General features: G+C 67.6%; 17 protein-coding genes. 5 read left to right on the top strand and 12 right to left on the bottom strand.

From position 1 onward, the window contains the following. Positions 1-53: 53 nt before the first annotated feature. From ACFC4D_RS07240 to ACFC4D_RS07215, 6 genes are read right to left on the bottom strand one after another with little or no spacing between them, the layout of a single operon-like run. Positions 54-4,547: an AMP-binding protein gene (locus ACFC4D_RS07240; RefSeq protein ID WP_376062091.1), complete on the bottom strand. Its 4,494-nt coding sequence runs from the start codon at positions 4,545-4,547 to the stop codon at positions 54-56. After that, positions 4,544-6,232: a condensation domain-containing protein gene (locus ACFC4D_RS07235; RefSeq protein WP_376062090.1), complete on the bottom strand. Its 1,689-nt coding sequence runs from the start codon at positions 6,230-6,232 to the stop codon at positions 4,544-4,546. The genes ACFC4D_RS07240 and ACFC4D_RS07235 overlap by 4 nt, the downstream gene beginning before the upstream one ends. A gap of 29 nt (positions 6,233-6,261) precedes the next feature. Continuing rightward, on the bottom strand, positions 6,262-7,227 hold the full coding sequence (locus ACFC4D_RS07230) for an ABC transporter substrate-binding protein (RefSeq protein ID WP_376062089.1): 966 nt from the start codon (positions 7,225-7,227) through the stop codon (positions 6,262-6,264). Then, on the bottom strand, positions 7,224-10,487 hold the full coding sequence (locus ACFC4D_RS07225; protein ID WP_376062088.1) for an amino acid adenylation domain-containing protein: 3,264 nt from the start codon (positions 10,485-10,487) through the stop codon (positions 7,224-7,226). The genes ACFC4D_RS07230 and ACFC4D_RS07225 overlap by 4 nt, the downstream gene beginning before the upstream one ends. An 11-nt stretch (positions 10,488-10,498) precedes the next feature. Beyond that, complete coding sequence (locus ACFC4D_RS07220) at positions 10,499-11,440, bottom strand: methionyl-tRNA formyltransferase (protein ID WP_364641077.1); 942 nt, start codon at positions 11,438-11,440, stop codon at positions 10,499-10,501. 41 nt (positions 11,441-11,481) lie between these two features. Continuing rightward, positions 11,482-12,783: a SidA/IucD/PvdA family monooxygenase gene (locus tag ACFC4D_RS07215; RefSeq protein WP_376062087.1), complete on the bottom strand. Its 1,302-nt coding sequence runs from the start codon at positions 12,781-12,783 to the stop codon at positions 11,482-11,484. A gap of 151 nt (positions 12,784-12,934) precedes the next feature. Here ACFC4D_RS07215 and ACFC4D_RS07210 point away from each other — a divergent pair, with 151 nt between their 5' ends. Further along, a complete protein-coding gene (locus ACFC4D_RS07210; RefSeq protein WP_375962971.1) occupies positions 12,935-13,408 on the top strand; it encodes a hypothetical protein in 474 nt (157 codons plus the stop codon). Positions 13,409-13,494: 86 nt separating this feature from the next. On the opposite strand, the gene ACFC4D_RS07205 is transcribed toward ACFC4D_RS07210, so the two are convergent. Together ACFC4D_RS07205 and ACFC4D_RS07200 are read right to left on the bottom strand one after the other, a co-directional pair. Next, the gene (locus ACFC4D_RS07205) at positions 13,495-15,225 is read right to left on the bottom strand and encodes an ABC transporter ATP-binding protein (RefSeq protein ID WP_376062086.1); all 1,731 of its coding nucleotides are present in this window, start codon (positions 15,223-15,225) and stop codon (positions 13,495-13,497) included. After that, on the bottom strand, positions 15,222-17,051 hold the full coding sequence (locus ACFC4D_RS07200; protein WP_375962966.1) for an ABC transporter ATP-binding protein: 1,830 nt from the start codon (positions 17,049-17,051) through the stop codon (positions 15,222-15,224). Before ACFC4D_RS07200 ends, ACFC4D_RS07205 begins: the two co-directional genes overlap by 4 nt. A 137-nt stretch (positions 17,052-17,188) precedes the next feature. On the opposite strand from ACFC4D_RS07200, the gene ACFC4D_RS07195 reads away from it, so the two are divergent. The 3 genes from ACFC4D_RS07195 to ACFC4D_RS07185 all read left to right on the top strand — a co-directional run bounded on the left by ACFC4D_RS07195 (position 17,189) and on the right by ACFC4D_RS07185 (position 19,460). Continuing rightward, positions 17,189-17,617 (top strand): TIGR03667 family PPOX class F420-dependent oxidoreductase, encoded by a 429-nt coding sequence (locus tag ACFC4D_RS07195; RefSeq protein ID WP_375962964.1) that lies wholly within the window; start codon positions 17,189-17,191, stop codon positions 17,615-17,617. Between the two features lie 75 nt (positions 17,618-17,692). After that, positions 17,693-18,649 carry an RluA family pseudouridine synthase gene (locus tag ACFC4D_RS07190; protein WP_376062085.1) on the top strand — a complete coding sequence of 319 codons (957 nt, stop codon included), beginning with the start codon at positions 17,693-17,695 and terminating at the stop codon, positions 18,647-18,649. A 46-nt stretch (positions 18,650-18,695) separates the two neighbouring features. After that, the gene (locus tag ACFC4D_RS07185) at positions 18,696-19,460 is read left to right on the top strand and encodes a CPBP family intramembrane glutamic endopeptidase (RefSeq protein WP_375962959.1); all 765 of its coding nucleotides are present in this window, start codon (positions 18,696-18,698) and stop codon (positions 19,458-19,460) included. A 119-nt stretch (positions 19,461-19,579) separates the two neighbouring features. Here ACFC4D_RS07185 and ACFC4D_RS07180 read toward each other — a convergent pair whose 3' ends face one another. The 4 genes from ACFC4D_RS07180 to ACFC4D_RS07165 form a co-directional block, all read right to left on the bottom strand. Continuing rightward, the gene (locus ACFC4D_RS07180) at positions 19,580-19,990 is read right to left on the bottom strand and encodes a hypothetical protein (RefSeq protein WP_364641103.1); all 411 of its coding nucleotides are present in this window, start codon (positions 19,988-19,990) and stop codon (positions 19,580-19,582) included. Between the two features lie 191 nt (positions 19,991-20,181). Then, positions 20,182-22,338 (bottom strand): MMPL family transporter, encoded by a 2,157-nt coding sequence (locus ACFC4D_RS07175; RefSeq protein ID WP_376062084.1) that lies wholly within the window; start codon positions 22,336-22,338, stop codon positions 20,182-20,184. Between the two features lie 35 nt (positions 22,339-22,373). Then, positions 22,374-22,901 carry an EXLDI protein gene (locus ACFC4D_RS07170; protein WP_376062083.1) on the bottom strand — a complete coding sequence of 176 codons (528 nt, stop codon included), beginning with the start codon at positions 22,899-22,901 and terminating at the stop codon, positions 22,374-22,376. 262 nt (positions 22,902-23,163) lie between these two features. Further along, the gene (locus ACFC4D_RS07165) at positions 23,164-24,114 is read right to left on the bottom strand and encodes a LysR family transcriptional regulator (protein ID WP_376062082.1); all 951 of its coding nucleotides are present in this window, start codon (positions 24,112-24,114) and stop codon (positions 23,164-23,166) included. Positions 24,115-24,195: 81 nt separating this feature from the next. On the opposite strand from ACFC4D_RS07165, the gene ACFC4D_RS07160 reads away from it, so the two are divergent. Further along, the gene (locus ACFC4D_RS07160) at positions 24,196-24,606 is read left to right on the top strand and encodes a DUF5997 family protein (RefSeq protein WP_364641114.1); all 411 of its coding nucleotides are present in this window, start codon (positions 24,196-24,198) and stop codon (positions 24,604-24,606) included. Positions 24,607-24,608: the final 2 nt, after the last annotated feature.

The raw sequence follows: 24,608 nt of genomic DNA, 5'->3' as shown, positions 1-24,608 counted from the left end.
CGTGACACCAACCCTCGGCGACGGGCGAACTCTTCAGTTATGCGGCTGCGCTCTCACTCCCGGACGAAACCCGACAGCACTTCGGCCCAGCGCTCAGCGCGCGCGTCGACCGCCAGGCCGTCGAGCACGGCGGTGTTCACATCGAATTGCGCGACCAGGGACGGGCGGCCGTCCCGGGGCACCACGGCGGTGGTGATGTCCACGCTGAAACGCAGCGGCAGATCCGGATGCGCGGCCACGCCGAATTCGCCGGTGAACTCCGCCAGCGGCGCGGGTGACCAAGGGCCGGTGCCGAATTGGAGTACGTCGAAACGGCCCAGGTGGTTGATGCGCAGTTGGCCGCGGGCGGCGAAGGTGCGATCGGACAGGTCCGGGACGGGTGCGCCCGGGGTCCAGTCCGCGGCTGCGACCGGGACCAGGACGGTCTCCTCGACGGTGAACCAGCCGACGCGGCGGGAATCGTCATCGTCCGGGCGGCCGTGGGATTCGCGGGTGACGGCGATGCGGCCGCCCGCGTCCGCGATATCCGGGAAGGTGCCGGCGCAGGCCAAGATCAGAGCGTCTTCCAGCGGAACGCCCGCCGTGGTGCACTCCGCCAGTAGCTGTTCGGTGCGGTCCGCGCCCAACTCCACCACTCGCTGGGTGACCTTGCCCGCGCGATCGCGCGCCGGATCGGTGAGTTGACCCGCCAGCGGCGTGCCGAGGATATCGACTCCGGAAGTCACCGTCGCGGAATCGGTTTCGCCGTAGGGCTCCTCGTTCAACGGCAGATCGCCCTGTTCGAGGCGGCGCAGGTCATCCACCAGGATCAGCCAGGAGACCACGTCCACGGCCAGATGATGGATGGACAGCAGCAGGCGGCGTTGCGGACCGGCCAGGATGGTGGCGGCCAGCATGCGGCCCGCTTCCGGATCGAGGCGAGCCACCGTCTCGGTGAGATACGTTGCGGGCGTATCGGTTCCGTCGGCTTCGGTAAGCCACGCCGAGGCGGGGGCGAGTTCCTCGACCAGCAGGGCGGGGCCCGTCGCGGCGGTGATGAGGCGGGAACGCAAGGTCGGGTGCGCGGTGGCCAGTGCGGACAGGCGTTCGGCGACGGCCGCCGCGGTCGCATCGTCGGGCAGCGAAATCACCTGGGACTGAGCCAGATAGCGGTAGTCGCCATTGGTGATGATCTCGTTCGCCAATGCCGTCAGCGGGAGCACGGTACCGCCGGGGGTGACCGCCGCGGCCGCGTGATCCTCCCCCGCCGCCGTGAGTTCGTCCAGGCGCGCCGCCAGCTCGCGGAGATCACCGGCCGCCATCACATCCCGGGCCGCGACGCGGAAACCCGCACCGCGCAAACGGGATACGAGATCGATGACGCCGATACTGTCGATGCCGAGATCGACCAGGCTGTCGGTGATGCCCGGGCCGGTGCCCGCCGCGCCCAGCGCGGAGACCACGCCGAGCAGGGTGCGCTCGGTATCGGTGCCGGGCTCGCTGCCGCCGGACCCGGCCACCTGTGCGGTGAGCAGGGCCGTCGCGGCGTGCATGTCCAATTTGTCGTTGCTGTTCAACGGAATCTCGGGCACCGCGACGATGCGCGTGGGCACCAGGAAGCGCGGCAGGCGCTGCGCCAGGCCCGCGCGCAACTGCGGCACCGGCACCGCGCTCACCACGAGTGCGCCCAGGCGGGTGCGGCCGTTATCGGTGTACGCCAGCACCGCCGCGTTCTCGACGCCGTCGAGTTCGCGCAGTACCACCGCGGCCTCATCGGGCTCGACCCGATAGCCGTTGATCTTGACCTGCTTATCGGCGCGGCCCTCGTAGATGACGGTTCCGTCATCGGCGCGACGCACCAGATCACCTGTGCGGTACCGCTTTCCATGCGGACCCGCCACGAAGGCGGCGAACGTGGTCGCGGGGCGATTCAGGTAGCCGAGCGCCAGCTGGGGGCCGGACAGATACAGCTCGCCCAGTCCACCCGGCGGCACCGGACGCAGCCGGTGATCGAGCACCTCGGCGGTCATCCGATCGAAGGTGCGGCCGATGGTCGGCGAAATATGGTCGTGCACATCGGCCATCAGTGCTTCGACGGTCGCCTCGGTCGGGCCGTAGAAATTGATGACCCGGGTATCGGGCAAGCCCTGCAACCGCTTCCAGGTGTCCGGGTTGATCGCCTCACCACCGAGCGCGAGCACCGCCAGCGGGCAGTGCTCCACACCGTTCCGTTCGGTGAACAACCCGAAAGCGATGAGCCGCGGCAACATCGACGGCGAGGTGTCGAAAATATCGATCCCGTGCCGCGCGATGGCGGCCGCGATCTGCTCGGCGTCGGTGCGCGCCTGCTCCCCCAGCATCACCACGGTATGCCCGCTCAACAGCGCCACCGTCGGCTGCCATGCGGCATCGAACCCTGTCGACCAGCCGTGCCCGATGCGCAGTTGCCTGCCGAGCCGTTCGGCGGCGGGCGCGAAGATCCGCCGCTCATGATTGGCCCAGTGGCTCAGCAGCGCACCGTGCGGCACCACAACACCCTTCGGGCGACCGGTGGTGCCCGAGGTGAAGATGACATAGAACGGCACGGCCGCGTTCGTGACGGACAGCCTGCCGCGCGTGGCCTCGGCCGGTGCGGTCGAATCGCTCAGCGCCGCACCGAGAATACGCAGTTCTCCGGTGCCGGTGGTGACGCCGTGCACGAAATCCACATCCTGCGCGCGGACCTGCACCAGCACATCCACCAGCGCCTCGTCACCGAGCACCAGGCGAGCGCCGGAGGTCTCCAGCAGATAGGCGAGCCGGTCGGCCGGAGTGCCCGGGTCGACATGCACGCAGATACCACCCGCATGCGCAATGGCGAAGGGCGCGTGCAGAACTCGGCGATCACGCGGCAGCACCACGGCCACGGAATCGCCCGGACGCACCCCACTCGCCTGCAGCGCGGCCGCGAGAGTACGCACCGCCGAACCGAATTCAGCGAACGAGTGCTCACCGTCGGCATCGATCACAGCAACCGCATCGGCGGAGCGGTCCGCAGCGGCGAGGAGCACGTCGGAAACCAGCGCATGAGGCGACACGGCCTCGAACGCGTCCCCATGCGTCATTCCGGCGTGCTCTTGGCCGGAATCCTCCGAATCCTGTTGGAGTACTTCCGGCGTGGATCCCGGCCAAAAGCGTGCCGGGATGACGGGGGAAGGATCCGCCGCGAGGTCGGGGGAAGTGTTTGCCTCGAGATTGGGGGAAGGCTGCGCTGCGGGATTGGAGGCGAGGGCCGCAGGTTCGTCGTCGAGGAGGAGGCTTACGTCGGCGGCGGAATCGGCATCGACCAGGCGCGCCACCACCGCGAGCATGCGGTGGGCGAGGCGGTCGGGGTGGAAGCGGGTGACCAGGTCGGGGCGGATTTCTACGCGGGTGATGAGTTCGCCGTTCTCGACGACCGGGACCACCGCGATTGGGTAGTGGCTGGGGGAATCTACTCGGCGGGGCTTCAAGCGAGCGCCGTGGCCCATGGGCATGTCGGCGGTTACCGCGCCCAGGGGGGTGTTCTCGAAGACCAGGAGGGTGTCGAAGAGTTGGCTGCCGCCGGTGTGGCGGGTGATTTCGGCGATACCGAGGTATTCGTGGGCGCGGAGTTGTGCGACCTCACGTTGCAGGGCTACGCCGATGTCGGCGGGAGCGCGATCGTCGAGGCGGACTCGGACCGGGATGGTGGTGACGAGTGCGCCTACCAGGCGTTCGGCATTGGGGAGGGAGGCGTCGCGGCCGGAGGTGGTTTGGCCGAAGACCACGTCGTCGCGGCCGGTGAGGCCGGAAAGCACTCTGGCCCAGGCCATTTGCAGGACCGTGTTGAGGGTCAGGCCCCGGCTGCGCGCCCAGGCGGTGACGCGTTCGGTGTCCTCGCGGGTGAAGCGGGCTTCGCCGAGCACCGGGATATCGGCGGGGGCCGGGGCCGCGAGCATGGACATCGGAGACAGGCCGTGCAGGGCGCGTTGCCACACCTCGATGGAGGCGGCGGTATCGCGGCTCGCCAGCCAGGCGGCATGCTCGCGCAGCGGCGGAGCCGGGGGCAGGCTCGCGCCCGCACCGCCGTGCAGGGCGATGAGGTCGGCGAACAGCAACGGGATGGACCAGCCGTCGATGATGATGTGGTGTGCGGTGCAGACCAATTCGTAGTCGTGCTCACCCACCCGCGCGGCGACCACGCGGAACAGCGGCCCGGCATCGAGGTCGATGCGGCGGCGGCCCTCATCCCAATACAGCTGGTGCGCAGCGGCTTCCGGATCGGCGGCGGAGCGCAGATCCAGCTCGCGCCAGCCGATGCGCCCGGCATCGGTGGTGACAAGTACCGGATGCGGCAGACCGTCGGTCAGCACCGCGCCGCCCAAATGCGGGTAGCGGTCCAGCAATTGATCGAAAGCCGTACGCAGCGTTGACAGTTCGGCCAGGCCCTCGACCCGCACCGCGAAGGTGACCAGGTACGGATCGACCGCGCCGGAGGCGACGCTGACCGAATACAGGCCGCGCTGTAGCGGGGACAGCGCGACGACATCGAGAATCTGCACGGTCACCGGGCAGCTAGCTTTCCGGCGAGCGCGCTCAAGGCGGCGGCGTCGAGACCGGAGGCGGCCATCGGCGCGACTTCGGCCACCGGCTCGGGCTGCGCGGAGGCGCTTTCGGCGGTGAGGTTCTCGGCCATCTCGTACACGGCCGGGAACTCGAACACCTTCTGCACGTCGAGAATATGACCCTGCTCGGCCAGTACGGTGACGAAGCGCAGCGCGGCCACACTGTCCCCGCCGAGCGCGAAGAAATTGTCCTCGCGGCCGACCTCGTCCTCGTCATCCAGGTCGAGGATCTCGCGCAGCGCGTCGGCGATGGCCCGCTCGGCATCGTTCTGCGGCGGACCGCCCAGGCCGGAGATGGCCAGCGGGTCCAGATCGAGGGAATCGTCATCCGCCACGAACCAGGCGCTGGGCTGCACCTCGCCCGCCTCCGTCGCCGTATCCGGTGCCGCCGACCAGGATTCGGCGGTGCGCGCCAGCAGGCGAGCGAACTCACCGGCCGAATGACGGCGGGACAGCTCCTCGGCCAGGTCGACGGTCACGGTCCAACCGGACGCGGTCTCGATCGCATCCACGATCAAATCCACACCGTGCGGACGAGCCACCGCGCGCGCGATCTCACGAGCGACACCGTCACCGGTGGCGACCTCGAGCACACCCGCGCGCACCCCGGCCAACACCTGGAACAGTCCACCCTGCGCCGCCGCACCCGGACCACGCAGCTGATGCGTCAGCCGCTCGATCCGAGTACCGGCATTGGCGTACGCCTCGGCCAGCAAACGAGACGCCGCGCCCACCAGCTCACGAGGTGCGCCACCGCGCGGCGAATCCACATTCAGCACAAGGTAATTGGCGAAGTTTCCGAGCACGTCCGCGGCCCGCTCGGACCGTCCCGCGGCCGCGATGCCGATCGGAATATCGGTGGGCGCTCCCAGGTGCCGCAGTGCCTCGGCCACCAGCGCGGTCAAGACGGCCGTCGCACCGGCGGACGGAGTCCCGTCCGGCGCGGCGGCGGGGCCGATCACCCCGGCCAACTGAGCGGCGGGGATCTCCGCCACCGCGCGAGCGCTGCGGGGCAGGGCCGGGCGCTTGCCGGTGAGCAGGAGTTGCTCGGGGAGGTTGGCGAGGCGTTCGGTCCAGAAGGTGAGTGAATCGTCTTTGGCGGTCAGGGCTTTCACCTGATCGGCGGTGAATTCGCGGTACTGGGTGGGGGCCGGGATCGGGCCGGTCGCCAGGAGTTGGGTGGCGAGCAGGTCCAGGGTGCGGTCGTCCGCGGCGACCGGGTGCGCGGTTAGGGAGAGGACGGTGCGGTCGGGGAGGCGGTACAGCCGGATGCGGACGGGGAATTCGGTTGCCAGGTTGAAGGCGTGGCCGGCGTCGGTCAGCAATGCGGGAGTCAGTGCGGCGTCGCCGATTTCGATGATGTCGGCGGCACCGGACGGGGCGGACTCCACCCGCTGGTACGGGACCCGGCGGTCGTCCGGGTAGACCGTGCGCAGGATCTCGTGCGCGGCAAGGACTTCGGCCGTGCGCGCCGCCACGGCGTCCGCGAGGGCGGCCGGAATCTCCAGTGCCAGGAACACATTCGCGGCGGTGATGCGGGCCAGCCGCTCCGGCAGCAGGGCGGCCTGCTGCGCCGGGGACAGCGGGACGCCGCGATCGGTACGGGCGGCGGGGGTTTCGAGCGTCATGGGTGAAGTCCTTCCTGGCGACCGGCGGTCTAGCTACCGGAGATATTCGCGAACGCGGGCTCCAGTTTTTCGAGCACGTACGGCACCGACAGCGCGGTCGGCTGATTGATGGCATTGATGGCGACCACGTCGACGAAGGCGATACCGCCGCGCTTGACCGCGGGCAGGTCGTTGTAGCCGGGCAGATCCTTGAACTTGGCTTCCAGGCTCGGCATCGCGCCGCAGACGAGCAGGTCCGAGGTGAGATCGCTCAGGCGTTCCGGGGACAGCGCCAGGCGGCCGCCGGACGGGGCCTCGCGAACGATGTTCTCCGGCATGGTCATTCCCAGGCGGGTGAAGAGTTCGGCGGAACCGTCCTTCGGATCGGCCAGCACCATCAGCTGCGCCGGACCGGTCAGCATGCAGGTCAGGAAGGTTTTACCCTTCACGCCCGGATGCTTCACCCCGACCGCGTCGATCTTGCCGTCCACATCGGCGATGACCTTGGCGGCCTCGGTCTCCTTGCGCAGCACCTTGCCCAGCGTGGTCACCTGGTCCTGCCAGGAGTCGATCTGCGCGCTGGACAGCGAATCGATGGTCGGGGCGAGCTTGGACAGCTTGTCGTACATGGTGCGATCGGCCATGAAGGCCGGGGCCAGAATCAGATCCGGCTCCAGCGCGGCGATCTGCTCCACGTAATCACCGGTGGCCTCGATGCGCTTGGCCGACTCCGGGATCGCGGGCTCCCACGGCACCTTGGTGGTCGCGGTCAGCCCGGGCACCAGATAGCCGACCGGGGTCACCCCGAGCGCGAGCGCGGCATCGAACCACTGCGGGCCGAGGGTGACCACGCGCTTGGGGGTGCCGTCGATCTTGGTCTCGCCCATCACGTGCTTGACCGTCACCGAGCCCGCGCCGGAATCGCCGTCATCGGATCCGCAGGCGGCCACACCGGCCACCAAACCCAGTGCCAGCAGACCTATTCCGGCGCGACGCCACAGTCCTCGGGTGTTCACTCGTGTTGCTCCTTGTCTCGGGCGGTCGCCTCCAGCACCGCGGCCAAACCGTGTACCGCCGGGGTGTCGAACACCGCGCGCACATCGATCTCGAATCCGAACTCGGCGCGAATCCGCGCCACCAGCTGATTGGCCAGCAGCGAATGACCGCCGAGTTCGAAGAATGAGTCGTCCGCGCCGATGCGATCGGTGCCGAACAGCTGACCGAACAGGGCGGCCAGCCGAATCTCCGCCGCCGTCACCGGATCCCGGTACGGGCGGGCGGTCAGGCAGATCGGTTCGGGCAGGGCGCGGTGATCCAGTTTGCCGTGCTGGGTCAGCGGGATGGCGTCGATGAGCGCGTACGCGGTGGGCACCATATACTCCGGCAGCGTCTTCGCCGCGTGCGCGCGCACCGAATCCGGTTCCAGCGCAGTCGATTCCGGAACCACGTAGGCGGCCAGCATGGGGCCGGTGACGGCATTGCCCACCACCGTGACCACGCAATCGCGGATCTCGGGATGCGTGGTGAGCGCGGCCTGCACTTCACCGGGCTCGATGCGGTAGCCGCGCACCTTCACCTGGTCATCGGCGCGGCCGGCGAATTCGATCGCGCCCGCGAGATTGCGGCGGGCCAGATCACCGGTGCGGTACAGGCGCGCGCCCGGGGTGAACGGGTCGGCGATGAAACGCGCCGCCGTGGCGGGGGTTCGGTTCAGGTAGCCGCGCGCCAATTGCGGTCCACCCAAATAGATTTCACCGATCACGCCCGGGGGTACCAGGCGCAGGTGGTCATCGAGCAGGTAGAGATCGACATTGCGGTTCGGATGGCCGATGGGCACGATGCGATTGCCCTGCGGACCCTCCACCGGCATATGCGTGGCACTGACCACGGCCTCGGTCGGGCCGTAGTGATTGCGCAGTTCGGCATCGAGGGATTTGGTGAGGCGGTCCGCGATCTCGCCGGGCAGCGCCTCACCGCCCACGGGCACGAAACGTAGTGTGCGCCAATCGCTCACCTGCGGCAGCGACAGGAAGGTGCGCAGCAGCGACGGCACCATGTGCAGCACCGTCACGCCGTGGCGGGTCACCAGATCCGCGATATACGCCAGGTCCGAGAAACCGCCGGGGCGCGGAATGATCAGCCGCGCACCGAGGGTCAGCGTAACGAACACATCGAGCAGCGAGGCGTCGAAGCTCACCGACGACGATTGCAGCAGGCGATCGTCCGCCGTCATCCCCCACTGCGCCCGGAACCCGATCAGGTGATCGGCGATAGCGGCGTGCGCGACCGGAACGCCCTTGGGGCGGCCGGTGGAACCGGAGGTGTAGATGACATAGGCCAGATTGCCCGGCAGCAGCGGCCGCAGGCGGTCCGCGTCACTCGGATCGTGTTCGGGCGCGGCGGAAGCCACCGATTCCGCGGCTTCCAGCTCGACCCTGCCCAGCACCAGGCGCGGGTGGGCGTCGGTGATCAAATAGTCGATGCGCTCATCGGGATAGGCCGGATCGATCGGTAGATAAGCCGCACCGGACTTGAGCACCGCCAGCACCGCCACTACGAACTCCACCGAGTTCGACAGCCGCAGCGCCACCAGGTCCTCGGAGCCCAGGCCCTGACCGATCAGCCAGTGCGCCAGGCGGTTCGCGCGGCGATTCAGCTCGCCATAGGTGATTTCCACGTCGGGCATGGCGCAGCGAATGGTCCGATCGCCGCCCGCCCCACCGAACTCGGGAGCGGAACCACCGAGGGCACCTGCGGGCTCATCACCGGGAGCTACCAGCGCGATCGCCTCGGGGGCGGTCAGCACGCGCTCCTCGAACAGCGCCACCATGGTGGTCGGTTCCGCGGGAACCCGCTCCCCGCGCGAAAGCTCCAGCAGCCGAACCTGTTCGGCCGCGCCGAGCAGCGCGAGCTCACCGGTGCGACATTCAGGGTCTGCGGTGCCCTCGGCCAGCAGCCGCACATAGTGCGACAGCAGCTGTTCGATCAGGTCACCCGAGAACCGGTCCGCCGGATACTCGGCCTCCAGGTACGCGCCCAGTTCATCGCGAACCACGGTGAGTCGCAGCGGAACTCGCGGGGACGGGCTGCCGATGTCCAAGCGTGCCGAAGTGACATCCGTCAGCGCGGGACCGGCGGCTACCCGGCGCACGCCGAATCCCAGCCGAACCAGCTGATCGAGTCCGTCCCGATCACCGCTGCGCTCGGGATTGACCGCCGCCACCACCTGATCGATCCCGATCGCGCGATGCTCATGCGCCCGATCCCAGGAATCCCGCACGGCGGCAGCGAATTCCGCGAACGTGCGCCGATCATCGATCGCGGCACGCAACAGCACGGTGTTACCGAAGTAGCCGATGGGCGCACCCGGCAACTCCGGCAGCGATTCCCCGGCCCGCGTGGTGACCGGCACCGACACCAGGAAATCGGGCGCGGCGGTATAGCGATGCACCAGCAGCTCGAACGCGGCGAGCAACACCGGCTCCGCCGACGTCCCCAGCTCCCGCGCGAATTCATCCACACCCGAAAGCAATTCGCCGGGCACCTCACGCACAACGCGCACAGCCGCGGCAGCCTGCTGCGCCACCGATGCGGTCCGGGCGGGCAGATCCAGGGGCTCAGGCAGCGGAGTCAGCTCCGCGCGCCAGAAGTCGATCCCGGTATGTGCCGCGCCTTTCCCCTGCACAGCCGGGGTCACGCCTTCCCCCGAAACGTCCGGACCGGGGACGGCCAGGTCTGTGTATTGCAGTGCGGGGCCCGCGGGGAGGGCGCCGTTGTAGGCGGCGGATAGGTCGCGGGAGAAGATGGTCCAGGATTCGTCGTCCCAGCAGAGGGCGTGGGCGACCAGGACGAAGGCGAATTCGGCTGCGCCGGTGCGGATCAAGGCGAAGCGGATGGGGGCGGCCTCGGCCGGGGTGAAGGGTTCGGCGAGAACGCGGCGGATCAGGACTTCGGCGCGGCGGGTGCGGCTCAGGGGTGAGAGCGCGGAGAGGTCTTCGTCCTGCCAGGTCGGATCGGCCTCGGCCAGGGCGGCCTGGAAGGGCTCGCCGTCGGGGCCGACGCCGAAGACCGTGCGCAGGATATCGTGTCGTGCCAGCACTTCACCGACGGCGGCGCGCAGCAGCGCGGGGTCCAGATCTCCGGTCAGGCGGTAGGTGATGCCGACATTGAGGTCGGTGTTCCCCGGTTCGCGCTGCTGCAGGAACCAGGCGCGCCGCTGGCCCGGGGACAGGGGGCGGCGGATATCCGCCGCGGTCCCGTCGGCGACGGTCGACATGACACCGGACCTCATTCGGGCGAATCGGTGAGATAGCCACCGCGCGCGAAGAATTCACTACCGTCGCGCTCGACGCCGTCGGCAGTGCGCACCTTGGTGATCACCACGGCGTGATTGCCGCCGCGCTGCGGATTCGGACCGCACACCACCGCGCCGCCGCCCTCCTGCACGATGACCCGGCCCTGGGTGCCGCCGTAGCGGGCCTCGGAGATATGCGCGGCCAGGATCTCCACGCGCTCACCGCGGTAGTGCGAGAACGCGCGCGGGTACGGCTCGGACAGCGCGCGCACGAAACGCTCCAGATCGACCGCGTCCCAGGAGAAGTCGATGCGGCTGTCGCGATCCGAACGCTTGTGGAAATAGGTGCGCTCGGCCTTGTTCTGCGGCTTCCATTCGGCGGTGCCGCTGGTCAGCGCGGCGAGTGCCTCATGCACCGCGCCCGGGATCAATTCCATTCCGGCCAGCACCAATTCGGTGCCGGTCGCGCCCTCGGGAATGGCCAGGCGGTGCTGGACCAGGATGTCGCCGGTGTCCAGCTGCTCGTCCATGCGGTGCACGGTGAGCCCGAATTCCTCACTGCCGCTGATCAGCGCCCACAGCACCGGCGAGAAGCCGGTGAACTTGGGCAGCAGCGAATCATGCAGGTTCAGCGTGCCGTACGGCGGCAGCTTGTACAGCTCCGGCGGCATCCAGGTGTACCAGCTGTTCACCACGATCACATCGGGTTCGGCGCGCTTGACCAGATCGATGGTCTCTTCGTCGGCGCGCTCGGTGAGGTGCACCGGGATGCCGTGCTCGCGGGCCAGCTCCTCGACCGAATCGTTCCAGATCGCCTTGTAGGACGACTCACTGGCGGGGTGGGTGACCGAGAGCACCACCTCGTGTTCCGAATCGATCAGGGCCGCAAGGGTTTTGCGGCCCCACGTCTGGAAGCCGAACGACACGATACGCATTGAACCGAACCTCATCTCCTCTAAAGTAAGGCTAGCCTAGCCTATTGACCGACCCGTGCGGGTGTGACCCTCGCGCCAACGGCCCGACCGGCAACTTCCTGGCCATCGACCGCCGGACGCAGTACGCGATCCGAAAGTTCGCCGAGGCAGCTGAGATTCGGGAAGCCCGGACCCTGCGTCAGCGCGGACATATTCGGCAGGTAGAGCTTGGCCTCGAGGTTCGCAACGGCCAGGTCGTAACCCATCGCCGCCTCGATGCGGGGCTGAGTCAGCGGACCGCCGACCGCCAACTCCAGCAGATCCCTGGCATCACCGTCGAACAGGTCCAGGAACCACAGCGGCTGACCGCCGGTCGCGTCCACCACCAGATCGAAGACATGCTGCTCATCCGGGCGCGGGGCATTGCGCAGCGTCAGCGTGACACCCTCACCGCTGTCCCGCACCCGCGTCACGCGACCTTGCAGGTGATGAACCCGGTTGTCGCCCAACAGGCTTTCCTGTACGCGCACCGAGAACACCCCGCGATCGGTGCGGCGAATCACATCGCGGCGCTGCTCCAGACTCAACCCGGCCCACTTGCCCGGATCGCTGTACAGCGCGTTCTCGAAATAGCTCTCACCGCGGGTGTAGAGCGTGGCCATCGGCGAGATCACCGAGACCGTCAGCATTTCGTGGCAGACCAGCTCGTCCAGCGCCGAACCCGCGGTCTCACCGCCGCCGATCACCGCCACCCGCGAGGACACCGGCAGTGCGCGCCGCCCGGCCAGCTCCCAGAAGTCCGAGATGCTCAGCACTTTCGGATGATCGGCCAGGGCGCGCGAACTGCGGCCGGGACCGGTGATCATCAGCTCATCGGCGTCCAGTTGGGTGACCACGCCGTCGGCGTCGGTGACCGATACCAGCCAGCCGTCCGCCGCCGGGGCGATGGAATGCACGCGCCCATGCACCAATTCGAGGTCGATGCGATGCCCGACCCACTGCAGGTACTTGGCCCACACGTGATGCTGCGGACTGGGCCGCCCGCGATCGATCCATTCGGCGTACCCGCCCTGATCCACCAGGAACGCGGTCCAGCTGAAATCGTGCATGGCCTCGTTGATCTCGCGATTGCGGCCGCGCGCCCAGGTGGTGTGGTACGGGAAGCCCACATCCTTCTCGGGGCTGGTGCCGAGCCGGTGCCGGCCATCGGTCCAGCCACCGCTGGGCAGCCAGTTCCCGCCCACCGCGTGCGGCTCCACCACCACGACACGCGGGGCGGGCAGGCCGAGTTTGCGCAGCACATGCGATTTCGTGGCCACCGCAAGGGCTTTGGGCCCCGCACCTACAACCAGCAGAGTCTTCACCGGGTTCACACTCACTTCCTCTCGCGAACGACTGGCGATCGCGTCACAGCAACCGGGTCCCCTCCCATGTTTGCATAGGCTTACCTTATATTGCTTGGGTACCGTCTGGGCACCGCCCGCGGCTCACCGAAGTGAACGATTGGATGAATACATGATCAGCACCACCCGAAAGAAGCTGGGAGCAGCGGTTTTCGCGGCCGCCGCCGTTATCGCCGGGTTCAACGTGGCGACTGTCGCACCGGCTCAGGCCGCCCCCATCGTCTCCCCGGTTCGCACCGCGCAGCCGGGCCTGGGCGACCTGAACTCCAAGCTGCGACTGGCCCTGAACCCGGGCGCGGACCGCTCGGCGCGCGCCAACGAGCTCGAGGCCGGCGCGGCCGGTCTGCCGCTGCTCGATCAGGTCGGCAGCGTCATCAACACCGTCCCGAGCCTGCGCTGGACCGTGGCCGGTCCGGTCGGCCAGAACGGTGACACCGTCACCGCCAACCTCCAGGTCACCGTGGACGGCTACGGCACCTTCCCGAACATCGAAATGGCGTGGCGCGAGATCGACGGCACCTGGAAGCTCACCCGCGAGTCGGAGTGCTCCGTGGCGTACTACGCCGGACAGTCCTGCAACCTGTAATCGGTTACACGGCAGGTGAAAACCCCGGGCATTCGCTGGAATGCCCGGGGTTTTCCCATCTCCCGACCCGGCAGTCGTGAGATGCGTTAGACCGGAACCGCTTCCAGACGCCAGCCGGTCGCCCGGGTGCGCTCATTCCAGAAGGCGGCATAGCGGCCGTCCAGGGTCAGCAGTTCGGCATGCGTACCGCGTTCGACAATGCGGCCCGCCTCCATGAACAGGATCTGATCCGCGTGCGCGATGGTGGCCAGGCGATGCGCCACCACGATGACCGTGCGGTCCCGGGTGAGCTCGTGCACGCCGCGCACCACCACCGCCTCGCTCTGCGGATCCAGCGCGCTGGTGGCCTCGTCGAGCAGCACCACGGGGGCATCCTTCAGCAGTGCGCGGGCGATCGAAACACGCTGGCGCTCACCGCCGGACAGGGATGCGCCGCCCTCACCGACCGGACTGTCCCAGCCCGCGGGCAGGCGTTCGGCGATCTCGTCCACGCGCGCCGCACGCGCGGCCTCGCGCACCTGATCATCGGTGGCATCCGGGCGTCCGGCCCGAATGTTCTCCAGCACCGAACGATTGAACAGATACACGTTCTGGAACACCAGGGAGATACGGCTCAGCAGCGACGGCTGATCGCGAACATCATTGCCGCTCACCAGGACCCGGCCCGAATCCACATCGTGGAAACGCGCGGCCAGGCGCAGCACCGTCGACTTGCCCGCACCGCTGGGGCCGACGATCGCGGTGGTGGTGCCGGGCTCGACGGTGAACGACACCTCCGAGAGCACCTGCGCACCGGTGCGGTAGCCGAAGCTCACATTGTCGAACACCACACTCGGCGCGCCCGGCTCCGGATCGGAATCCGCCTGCGGCAGTGCGGGCTCCGCCAGCAGCGTGGTCACCCGCTCGGCCGCCGACGCCGCCGAACGCAGGGCGGTGCCCAGCTGCGCGGCCTGATTCAACGGTTCGATGAAACGGGCGCTCACCGCGATCAACGCGATGGCGGCGGCCGCGGAGATACTGCCGCCGGTCACCTGGCCCACGACCAGGTACACCAGCACCAGGAACACCGCCTGCACGCACAGCGCGAACACGATCAGACCCGGCACACTCGCGAACAGCAATCCCGAAGCGGCCTTGCGCTGGCGCGCCAGCGCCGCGTTCAACGCCTTGTTGCCCGCGCCCACCGCACCGAAGGAACGCAGCACCGGCTGCGCCTGCGCGAATTCCAGCACCCGCGCGTTCGCCTCCGACGACGCCTCGTGCAACTGCTCATCCGAGGCGGTGTACGAGCGATTCGCCCACAGATTCACCAGATACAGCACCGGCGCGGCCAGCAACATGGCCAGCGAGATCCGCCAATCCACGAACAGCATGCCGATCGCCACACCCAGCGGCACGATCACACCGGTCAGCATTTTCGCCAGCAGATACGCGATCAGGCCCTGCACCTCACGCACGTTCTCCACCACCAGGCGGGACAGCGCACCCGCGTGCTGGGTCTCGAACCAGCCCAGCGGCAACGAATTCAGATGATCGCCCAGCTTGGTCTGCAAACCCTGCTGCATGCCGACGCCGATGCGCAGGCCCAGCACCGCCTGGACGAAACCGAAGCCGATCACACCGGCGACCGCGATGGCCAGGCCGATGGTCCAGCGCCAGGCGCTACCGGTATTGCCGTCGAACAGCGCCTCGAGCACCGGCACCAGCAGCACGTACGCGGCGGCCTGGGACAGCGCCTGCGCGGTGATGGCGGCCAGCAATCTCGGTGTCAGCGAGGCGAACTCGCGCGGCACCAATGCGAAGACATTGCGAATCATCGTGTTCCCTCCAGCACCACGTCCAGCGCCGCCTCATTGATCTCCCACAGCCGCTGATAGAGGCCGTTCGCCGCGCGCAGACTCTCGTGATCGCCCTGCTCGACCAGAACGCCGTTCTCCAGCACCAGGATTCGATTCACACCCGTGATGGTGTGCAGACGATGCGCGATCACCAGCACGGTGCGACCCGCCACCAGGGCGGCCAGCGCGTCCTGCACCGCCGCCTCCGATTCCGGATCGGCGAAGGCGGTGGCCTCGTCCAGCACCAGCACCGGGGTGTCCGCGAGCAGTGCGCGGGCGATCGAAAGGCGTTGCGCCTCACCGCCCGACAGCGTGGCGTCGACGCCGATCTCGGAGTCGTAGCCGCGCGGCAGCGTGCTGATTCGATCGTGGATCTGCGCGGCGCGGGCCGCGCGCTCCAGCGCCGCGTCATCGGCGTCCGGGCGGGCCAGCAGCAGATTGTCGCGGACGCTGCCGCGGATCAGGCGCACATCCTGGAAGACGAAACCGACGGTGCGATACAGCTCTTCGGTGGTGAACTCGCGAATATCGCGGCCGCCGATGGTGATTCGGCCTTCTTGCACGTCGTAGAAGCGCGGTAGCAGTTTGGCCAGCGTGGACTTGCCCGAACCGCTCGGGCCGACCAGCGCGGTCAGCGTGCCCGGCGCGAGCTCCAGATCGATACCGCGCAGCACCTGATGGTCGTCGCGGTAACCGAAACTCACGCCCTCGAAACGCACCAGCCCGGCGGGGGCCTCGATCTGCTCGCCGGAAGCATCCGCGCCGGAAGCCAATTCGGGGGTCTGCATCAATTCGTGCAGGCGCAGCGCCGCGTCACCCGCGGTGCGCAATGCCTGCGCGCCATAGCCCAGGCCCATGAGCGAACTGCCCAGACCGAGCCCGATCATCAAGAACGGCAGCACATCCAGCGGCTCCACCCAGCCCGCGCCCACCCCGGTCAGACCCGCCAGCACCACCAGCAGCATGACGAACACCGGTGAGACCACCGCGTCCGAGAGCGACTGCACCGAGACGATCGGCATCTTCAACTTGCGCAGGCTGTCGGTCTGATGATCGACCGCGTCCTGGAATACGCTGTGCGCCTTACCCGTCCGGCCGAACGCCCGCACCACCTGGATACCGTCCACGAATTCGACGGTCGCCTCCCGGGTGCGCTGTTCGGCGGCGTTGTAGACCAGCATGCGCTCGCGGCCGGGCTCATCGAGCATCTTCTTCATGCACAGCGCGTAGAGCACCAGCGGCAGCAGCAGCACCAGGGTGAGCCGGATGTCCACGGTGGCAAGGTAGATCAGCGTCACCAGCGGAATGGTCACCGAGCCGATGAAATCCAGGCGGGCGTGCGCGACCAGATAGTGCAGCGCCTCCACATCGTCCTGGAGGTACTTCTTCACCTCGGCCGAGGTGCGATCGCCGAACCAGCCCAGCGGAACCCGGGTGAGCTTGTCCGCCAGCAGGCGGCGCAGGCTCAACTGATATCCGGCGTCCACCAGATGCGACCAGGTCAGCGCCACCGCCTGCAATACCGCCCGCGCCACCAGCACCAGCACCGCGATCAGCAGCAGCCGCCACACCCGATCGGTGTCGACCTGCGTGCGCAGCAGTTCGCGGCAGGCCTCGACGATCAGCAGGAACGGGACCACCGCGCAGACCGAGGCCACCGCCACGATCAGACTCGCCAGCGAGAGCGTGCCCGCGACCGGGGCCAGAATCTCCTTGCGTGCCTGCGCTTCCCGCTGTTTGCGTGCCTTGGCCTCGGTTTTCTCCAGTGCCCGCGCCGCCTTGTCCGGCGCGACCTCCACCGTCATCAGTTGCCCCTCACCCTTTGTTCGGTTGGCCCGATCCTCACACAAGAACCATCAGAAAGATAGGGTAGGCTAACTTTGCTGAGTGAATTACAGGTGCCATCCGGAATCGACCGGCGCACCCGCGCGTTGTCGCGAACATGACAACCTCTGTCGTAGACACCAGCACCGATCGCGGCACCCACGTAGCCGAACGCCTGCGGCGCGACACCGTCATCTGGCTGACCACCGTCGGGCCCACCGGCACCCCGCAACCCAATCCCGTCTGGTTTCAGTGGGACGGCAGCGAAATCCTGCTCTTCAGCGAGCCGGGGCAGGCCAAGATCCGCAATATCGAACGCAATCCGCGCGTGGCACTGCACCTCAACAGCACCGCGGACGGCGGGGACGTCGTCATTCTCACCGGCACCGCGCGCATCGACGACCGGCGGCCCGATGCGGACGAAATCGCCTCGTACACAGAGAAATACACGGCGGGACTGGTCGATATCGGTATGACCGCCGAAGCCTTCTACGACAAGTACAACGCCGTCGTGCGCATCACCCCGGACCGGCTGCGCGGCTTCTGATCCGGACGTGATGCCGTCCACACCGGCTGACCTGCGGCAGCGGGGAGCAATGGCGCGCCCGATAGGGTTCACCCGGTGAGACGCAGGCAGCAGCCGCCGCTACCCAAGCGGCACGGGTTGGACCCGGCGCGGCTGCGGCTGCCCGAGGACGGTGACTGGGCGACCATTCGCGATCATCTCGTCGAACGGCTGCCCCGGGTCGATCCGGCGCGCATCGACGCGCTGCTGCGCGAAGGCGGGATCGTCGATCTGGACGGGCCCATCGCGCCCGACGCCGCGTACGTGCCCGGCGGGGCGGTGTGGTTCCACCGCGATCTGCCCGATGAGACCAAAGTGCCGTTCCAGATCGGCATCGTGCATCGGGACGAGAACATCCTCGTCATCGACAAACCACACTTCCTGTCGACCATTCCGCGCGGACAGCACATCCTGCAGACCGCGCTGGTGCGACTGCGGCGCGAACTCGAACTACCCGATCTGGTGCCCGCGCATCGACTCGACCGGGTCACCGCGGGACTCATCCTCTTCATCGTGAATCCGGCTGTGCGCGGGGCGTATCAGACCATGTTCCACAAACGGACCGTGCACAAGGAATACGAGGCCATCGCGCGCTTCGATCCCGAGCTCGAACTACCGCGCACGGTCATCAGCCGGATCATCAAGGAACGGCAGGTGCTGCGGGCATTCGAGGAGCCGGGCGAACCCAATGCCGAAACCCATATCGAACTGCTCGAACAGCGTGACGGGCTGGGGCGATACCGGCTGCGACCCAAGACCGGGCGCACGCATCAACTACGGCTGCACATGAACTCGCTCGGCATTCCGATCCTGGGTGACGACTTCTATCCCGACCTCACCGACAAACCGGTCGAAGACTTCACCCGGCCACTGCAATTGCTCGCCGCTGCGCTCGAATTCACGGACCCGATTTCCCGGCAGCCACGCCGCTTCGAAACCGCCCGCACGCTGCAGGCTTGGCATGACCCCGAAGGCTGGGCAGCGGGCCCCGCACCCGGCGGTGATCAGCTTTAACAACTTTTCGAGTGCATTCTAAGAATCCGTACGTACACTGGCCGGGATGTCTCAGAACGATAACGGTGCGATCGCCGTGCTCTCCCCGGCACCCGCACCCCTCCGCCACCGCCTGCACGCCTACATAGACGTGGCAGTCGTCGTAGCCGTTCTGATCTGCACGAATCTGATAGCCCACTTCACCAACGCCCTGGCCAGCATTATCACGGTCCCGATTGCCGCGATTGTGCTGCTGGCGATGGTCCGCCGCCGCGGCCTGGGCTGGTCCGAACTGGGCCTGTCCCCGCGCCAATGGCGCAGCGGCACACTGTGGGCGGTCGCCGCCGTCGGCGTGGTCCTGCTCGCCGTGGCCATCGGAGCCCTGCTCCCGATTACCCGCCCGTTCTTCCTGGCGGACCGCTACGCCACCATCTCCGGCGCACTCATCGCATCGATGATCGTGATCCCCCTGCAAACGGCCATCCCCGAAGAGCTGGCCTTCCGCGGCGTCCTGCACGGCACCCTCGACCGCGCCTACGGCGCACGCGGCGTATTCGCCGCGGGCTCAATGCTTTTCGGCCTCTGGCACGTAGCCTCATCCCTCGGCCTCACCAACGGCAACAAGGGCCTGTCCAGCTTCCTCGGCAACGGCATCCCCGGCCAGATAATCGGCATCGCCCTGGCCGTCCTCGCCACCGCCGCCGCCGGAGCCGTCTTCACCTGGCTCCGCCGCCGCAGCGGCAGCCTCCTGGCCCCCATCGCCCTGCACTGGTCCGTCAACGGCGCGGGCGCCTTGGCCGCCGCCCTCGTCTGGCATACGACCCTGCGCTGAAAAGACTTTCACCCCGCATCGACTGATGAAGGGGAGGGTCGGCCGACCTAGGGAACAGAGGAATGGCGGCCGGCCGACCCGGGACGGTTCGGTGTGGTCGGGCCAGCACCGAACCGGGATCAGGAGCCCAGGAAGCCCAGGGGGCCGGCGCCGCAGGTGGCGCTGCCGGTGAGGGTGGGCTGCAGGACGTTGACCTTGAGTTCCCAGACCGAGCCCTGGAGGGTGGACAGGGTGTGGGTGCCCGCGCCCTTGGGGGTCCACTGGATGGTGGCCTTGCCATTGCTGGGGTTGATCGGGCTGCCGCCGATGACCAGGCCGTTGTCGTAGAACCAGACCTGGATCCAGTGGTCGTAGGTCGCGGTGACCTCGTAGGTGCAGGCCGCGTAGACATTGCGGGCGTTCACCGAGAGGCCGGTGGGGACGGCCGACGCGTAGGGGGCGGTCAGGGCCGCGGAACAGGCCACCGCGGCCAGTGCGGTGACGCCGAACCCGGCCCGCTGGGCGATGCGCTTGTTCACGGTCTTGGACATGTGGAAACTCCTCGGGTGCAGGCCGCATCGAGTGCGGTCCGGCGAACCATATCGGTTGTCCAGTTCGGGCGGTGGCGCTTTCCGGAAAAAACTGAAACGTGTTTCTGTCAGATGGGCATCGGTGCTGGACAGCGAGCCGGGCCCGCCTCCCGAAGGAGACGAGCCCGGCTGTGCTGGAGCCTGATTCGCGGCTAGCGCTTGGCGGAATCCGGTACCGGCTCCGCCCACTGGCGGTTATCGAACTCCGCCTGCGGATCGGCGTCACCACCGTGACCCGGCCACCAGGCCGCCTTGCCGATCAGCGCGGTCACCGACGGGGTGAAGAACATCGCCATCACGAACGCCGCGATACCGATACCCACCGAGATCGCGAAACCCATCTGCGACAGCGCGGTATTGCCCGCCAGCATCATCGAGGCGAAGGTGCCCGCCAGGATCAGACCGGCGGCGGCGATCGTCGGACCGGTGTGCTTGACCGCCTCCGCCGCGGCCCGATGTGGATCGTGACCCTCGCGGGCCTCCTCCCGCAATCGAGCCACCATGAGGATGTTGTAGTCGGTCCCCAGCGCCACCACGAACAGATACATGATCAGCGGCAACGTGAAGATCAGACCCGAATTGCCTTGGAAGTGCTGGAAAACCAGCACCGCGGCACCGAGCGTGGCGGCGAACCCGAGGAACACCGACGCGATCAGATACCAGGGCGCCACCAGACTGCGCAGCAGCAGACCCAGCACCAGCATGATCAGCACCGCGGCCACCGGGAACACCACCGAGTAGTCCCGATTCATCGCGGCCTTGAAGTCGACGAAGATCGAGGTCATACCGCCGACCACCGCCTTGGTGCCGTCCGGAGCCGCCGAATGCGCGATATCGCGCAGCGGACCCTGCACCGTCTTCAAAGCGGCATCGGATTCCGGAGCGTCATTGAGCGTCACCTGGTATTCGGCAATCGCCTTGCTCTCCGACAGCTTCGGCTCGGACACCTGGCCGACACCCGAGACACCGGTCAGCGCCGCACGGTAATCACGCAGCTGATCCGTGGTCAGCGCCGCACCCTCGGTACTCAGGTACACCTGCGAGGGCTGCGTGGTGCCCGCAGGCATGCCCTTGAGCAATTCCTTGCTGTAGACCGAGGATTCGGACGTGTCCGAGGTCGAACTGGAACTCAGATCGAAGGTCGGATTGAAACCGAGCGCGACCACGCCCAGCGCGACCAGCACACCACCCGAGACCAGCGCGTACAGACCCGGCCGCCTACCCAGCGACGAACCGACTGCGGCGAACCGCGCGGCATCCGGTTCGTGCTTCCACGCCTTCGACGGCCAGAACACTTTGGTGCCCAACAGCGAAACGATCGCCGGAACCAGGGTCAAACCCGCGAGCAGCGCCACCGCGACCGCGATCGCCAGCGCCGGGCCGAGCGAACGGAACATGCCCAGCGTCGACAGCATCAGCGCGCCGAAGGCGATGATCACCGCAGCGGCAGCCGAACTGATCGCCTCACCGACCCGGGTGACCGCGCTGACCATGGCGGTCTTGGGATCCTCACCCGCACGCAACCGCTCCCGATAGCGGAACATCAGGAACAGGATGTAGTCGGTGCCGACACCGAACAGCACCACGACAAGCAGTGACTGCACGGAATTGTCGACCTTGAGATCGAAGGCCTTGCTCACCATGGCGATCAGGCCATTGACCGCGAACGAGATTGCGAAGATCACGATGATCGGCAGCAGCGCGATCACCGGACTGCGGAAGATCACCAGCAGCAGCACCAGAATCAGCGCGATGGTGGCGATGCCGATAATGGCCAGCGCCTTGTTACCCGAATCCTGCTGATCCAGGGTCTGCGCCGCCTGACCGGTGACACCGGCCTTCAGATCGGACCCGGAAACCGTGTCCTGCAACGCGGTTCGGATCTCCTTGACCGCATCGGTCTGGCGCTTGTCGTTCGGGCTGGTGACCTTGGTCATCTGCACCGCGACGACATCGACCAGCTTATTCTCCGAGGCGGGCATCGGCGCGATCGCCGTGACGTCCTTGATGTTCCGCTCGGTGAGCTTGGCCGCCGCCGCCTGCACGGTGGCGGTATCGGTCGCGGTCAGGGGTTGGCCGTCGGCGCGCTCGAAGACGATAAGCGCGGACGGGGCGGCACTATTGGGAAAAGCCTTCTGCTGCACGTCCATCGCCTGGATGGATTCGTAATGCGAGGGCAGGAAGTCGGCCTGTTCGGTGGTGGCCGTGAGTTTCGGAGCCGTCGCGGCGATGGCGACAATGGCGATCAGCCAGGCGCCGATCACCAGCCACGGCTGTTTGACGACGAAGCGTCCCAGTCGGGAGAACATGCGGGAGAAGTCCTTTCGGGGTTCGGCCGCGTTATTCAGATATCGAGGTCTTGCGAGGCGGGGTTCGCCACTACATCCGAGGCGATACGAAACGCCTTGGCGGGAATGCGATCACGCAGCTCCTCGAGCGACTCCACGATGTCCAGGGTGAAGTCGCCATAGCCATCCTCACCCAGGCCGAGCATCTCGCGCCAGTTCTTAAATTCCTTGGCCCAGTTGGTGAGTGGGGTGAAGTCGGACTGATCCGAGTTGCGCCGGGCGACGACGAAATCGTCCTTGGCGTTGCGGTACGCCTGCTTGGTGGCCTGCTGGAAGTCCGCCCACTCGATGTAGTGGCGGTGCACCACGAACTTGCCCTTGCGGCTCTGATAGACCTTCACCACCTCGGTGCCGGCCTTGGTGACCTGCTGCGATTCCGCCAGCAGGCGGCCGACGAACCTCTGCGTGCGCCCGCCGCCGGGGCCGACGCGCAGTTCGATGCGGCTCATGCCCTCGGGGAAGTTCTGGGCGATGAGCGCGGTCTGCGATTCGTCGCCGGCGGGCTTCTGCATATCGATGTCCATGACATACTCCAGATTTCAGGTGCGACAATGCGCATATAGGCATGAATCTACAAGCCGCTGTCACGGAATGAGATGCACTGTGCCGCAATAACTTCGGTCGCCGAGCGAGCTCGGCAGACGGCCGCTTCGGCGTCTGAAATCACTATAAGTAGACGTATACGTATAGCGCAACCCTGAATTGACCCTGATATATCTCCAGGGTCTCCCCGAGAACGAGAACGGCCCGCCTCCCGGATGGGAGACGGGCCGGAACCGGCAGCGGTCAGCGCCCGCGCCGCTTACCCGGTTTCTGCGCTCCCCCAGCACGTTTCGCCGCGGTCGGCTTCTTCCCGGCGGGCGGCTTCTTGCCCGCGCGCGGTTGCGCCTTCGGCTGCTGCTTCTTCTCCTGCCCGGACGGCGACCGGGTACTGCGCTCCGACCGCCCGCGCACCACGCCCACGAACTCCTCCACCAGATCCGTGGTGCGCTCGGCGGGCCAGGCCAGCGCGATCTCGGTCGGCGGCACATCGGTGACGGTCCGATACACCAGATCCTTGCGGGCGTGCAGGCGGGCGATGGAATGCGGCACGATCGCCGCACCGCTGACCGCCGCCACCAACTCCAGGGTCATGGCCGCCTCATCCAAGTCGGCGGCGTCCTGCATCCGCTCATCGGCCAGCTCGAGCGTGCTCACCTGCTCGAATACCGAGATCGGATGATCCTTGGGCACCACCACCACCGCGATCTCGCGATACAGCGGAATCGCGCTCATGCCCTCGCGATCGATCGGCAGGCGCACGAACGCCATATCGACCCGGCCCTCGCGCAACGCCGCCTCCTGTTCGCGCATGGGCACGGCCAGCATCTCCAGAACGATCTCCGGATACCGCTCCCGCCAGATGCGCTCCCATTTGGTGACCGTCACCCCGGGCACGAACCCGACCCGCAGGCGCTCGGCATCGTCATCGGGGGTTGCCGGAGCCTGCTCGACGACATTGGCGAGAATCTCGAGCGCGGCCGCCAGCAGCTCCTCGCCCTCGGCCGTGAGCTGTGTCGGCGACGCCCCCGGGACGAACAGTTTCGTCCCGAGCTCTTCCTCCAGATCGATGACCGTATGACTCAACCGCTGCCGGGAAATCCCCAATGCCTGCGCGGCGCGGGCGAAGTGCAACTCCTGCGCAACCCCGGCGAACCAGCGCAGACGCGTGACATCGATCGACTCGAACCGGCTCATTCCACCCAGGTTATTGCACCGCTCCATGGATAACCGCACCGCGCGGCCGGTTCCCCCGACCCCGCCCGATACCCTGAGCAGGTGAGCCCGGACAAGAAACCCCAGACCATGAAGCCGCTGACCGCGGCCGACAAACTCGGCATCTACCTCCCCGCAACCCCCGAGGAGTTCCGGAACTCACCGCTCACCCGCGCCCAGCTGGACGAGCTGCGCGCCAACCCGCCGCAGTGGCTGCAGGATCTGCACCGGGACGGCCCGTTCCCGCGCGATGTGACGGCCCGCAAACTCGGCATCTCCAACTCCGGGCTCGGCCGCGCGGGCGTCGAGGACGCCATGACCAGCGCCCAGATCGCGGCCCTGATCGCCGATCCGCCGGAATGGCTGATCGCCGAGCGCAAGAACTACGTCGCGGTGCAGGCCGAAGCCGAACGCGTCAAGATCAAGGACGCCGAGCGCCGCGCGGCCACCAATCGCCCCCGCAAGAACTGGTAGTC

The sequence above is a fragment of the Nocardia sp. NPDC056000 genome (genome assembly GCF_042269265.1).
Lineage (GTDB): Bacteria > Actinomycetota > Actinomycetes > Mycobacteriales > Mycobacteriaceae > Nocardia.
This window is presented reverse-complemented; position numbering and strand designations above follow the sequence as displayed.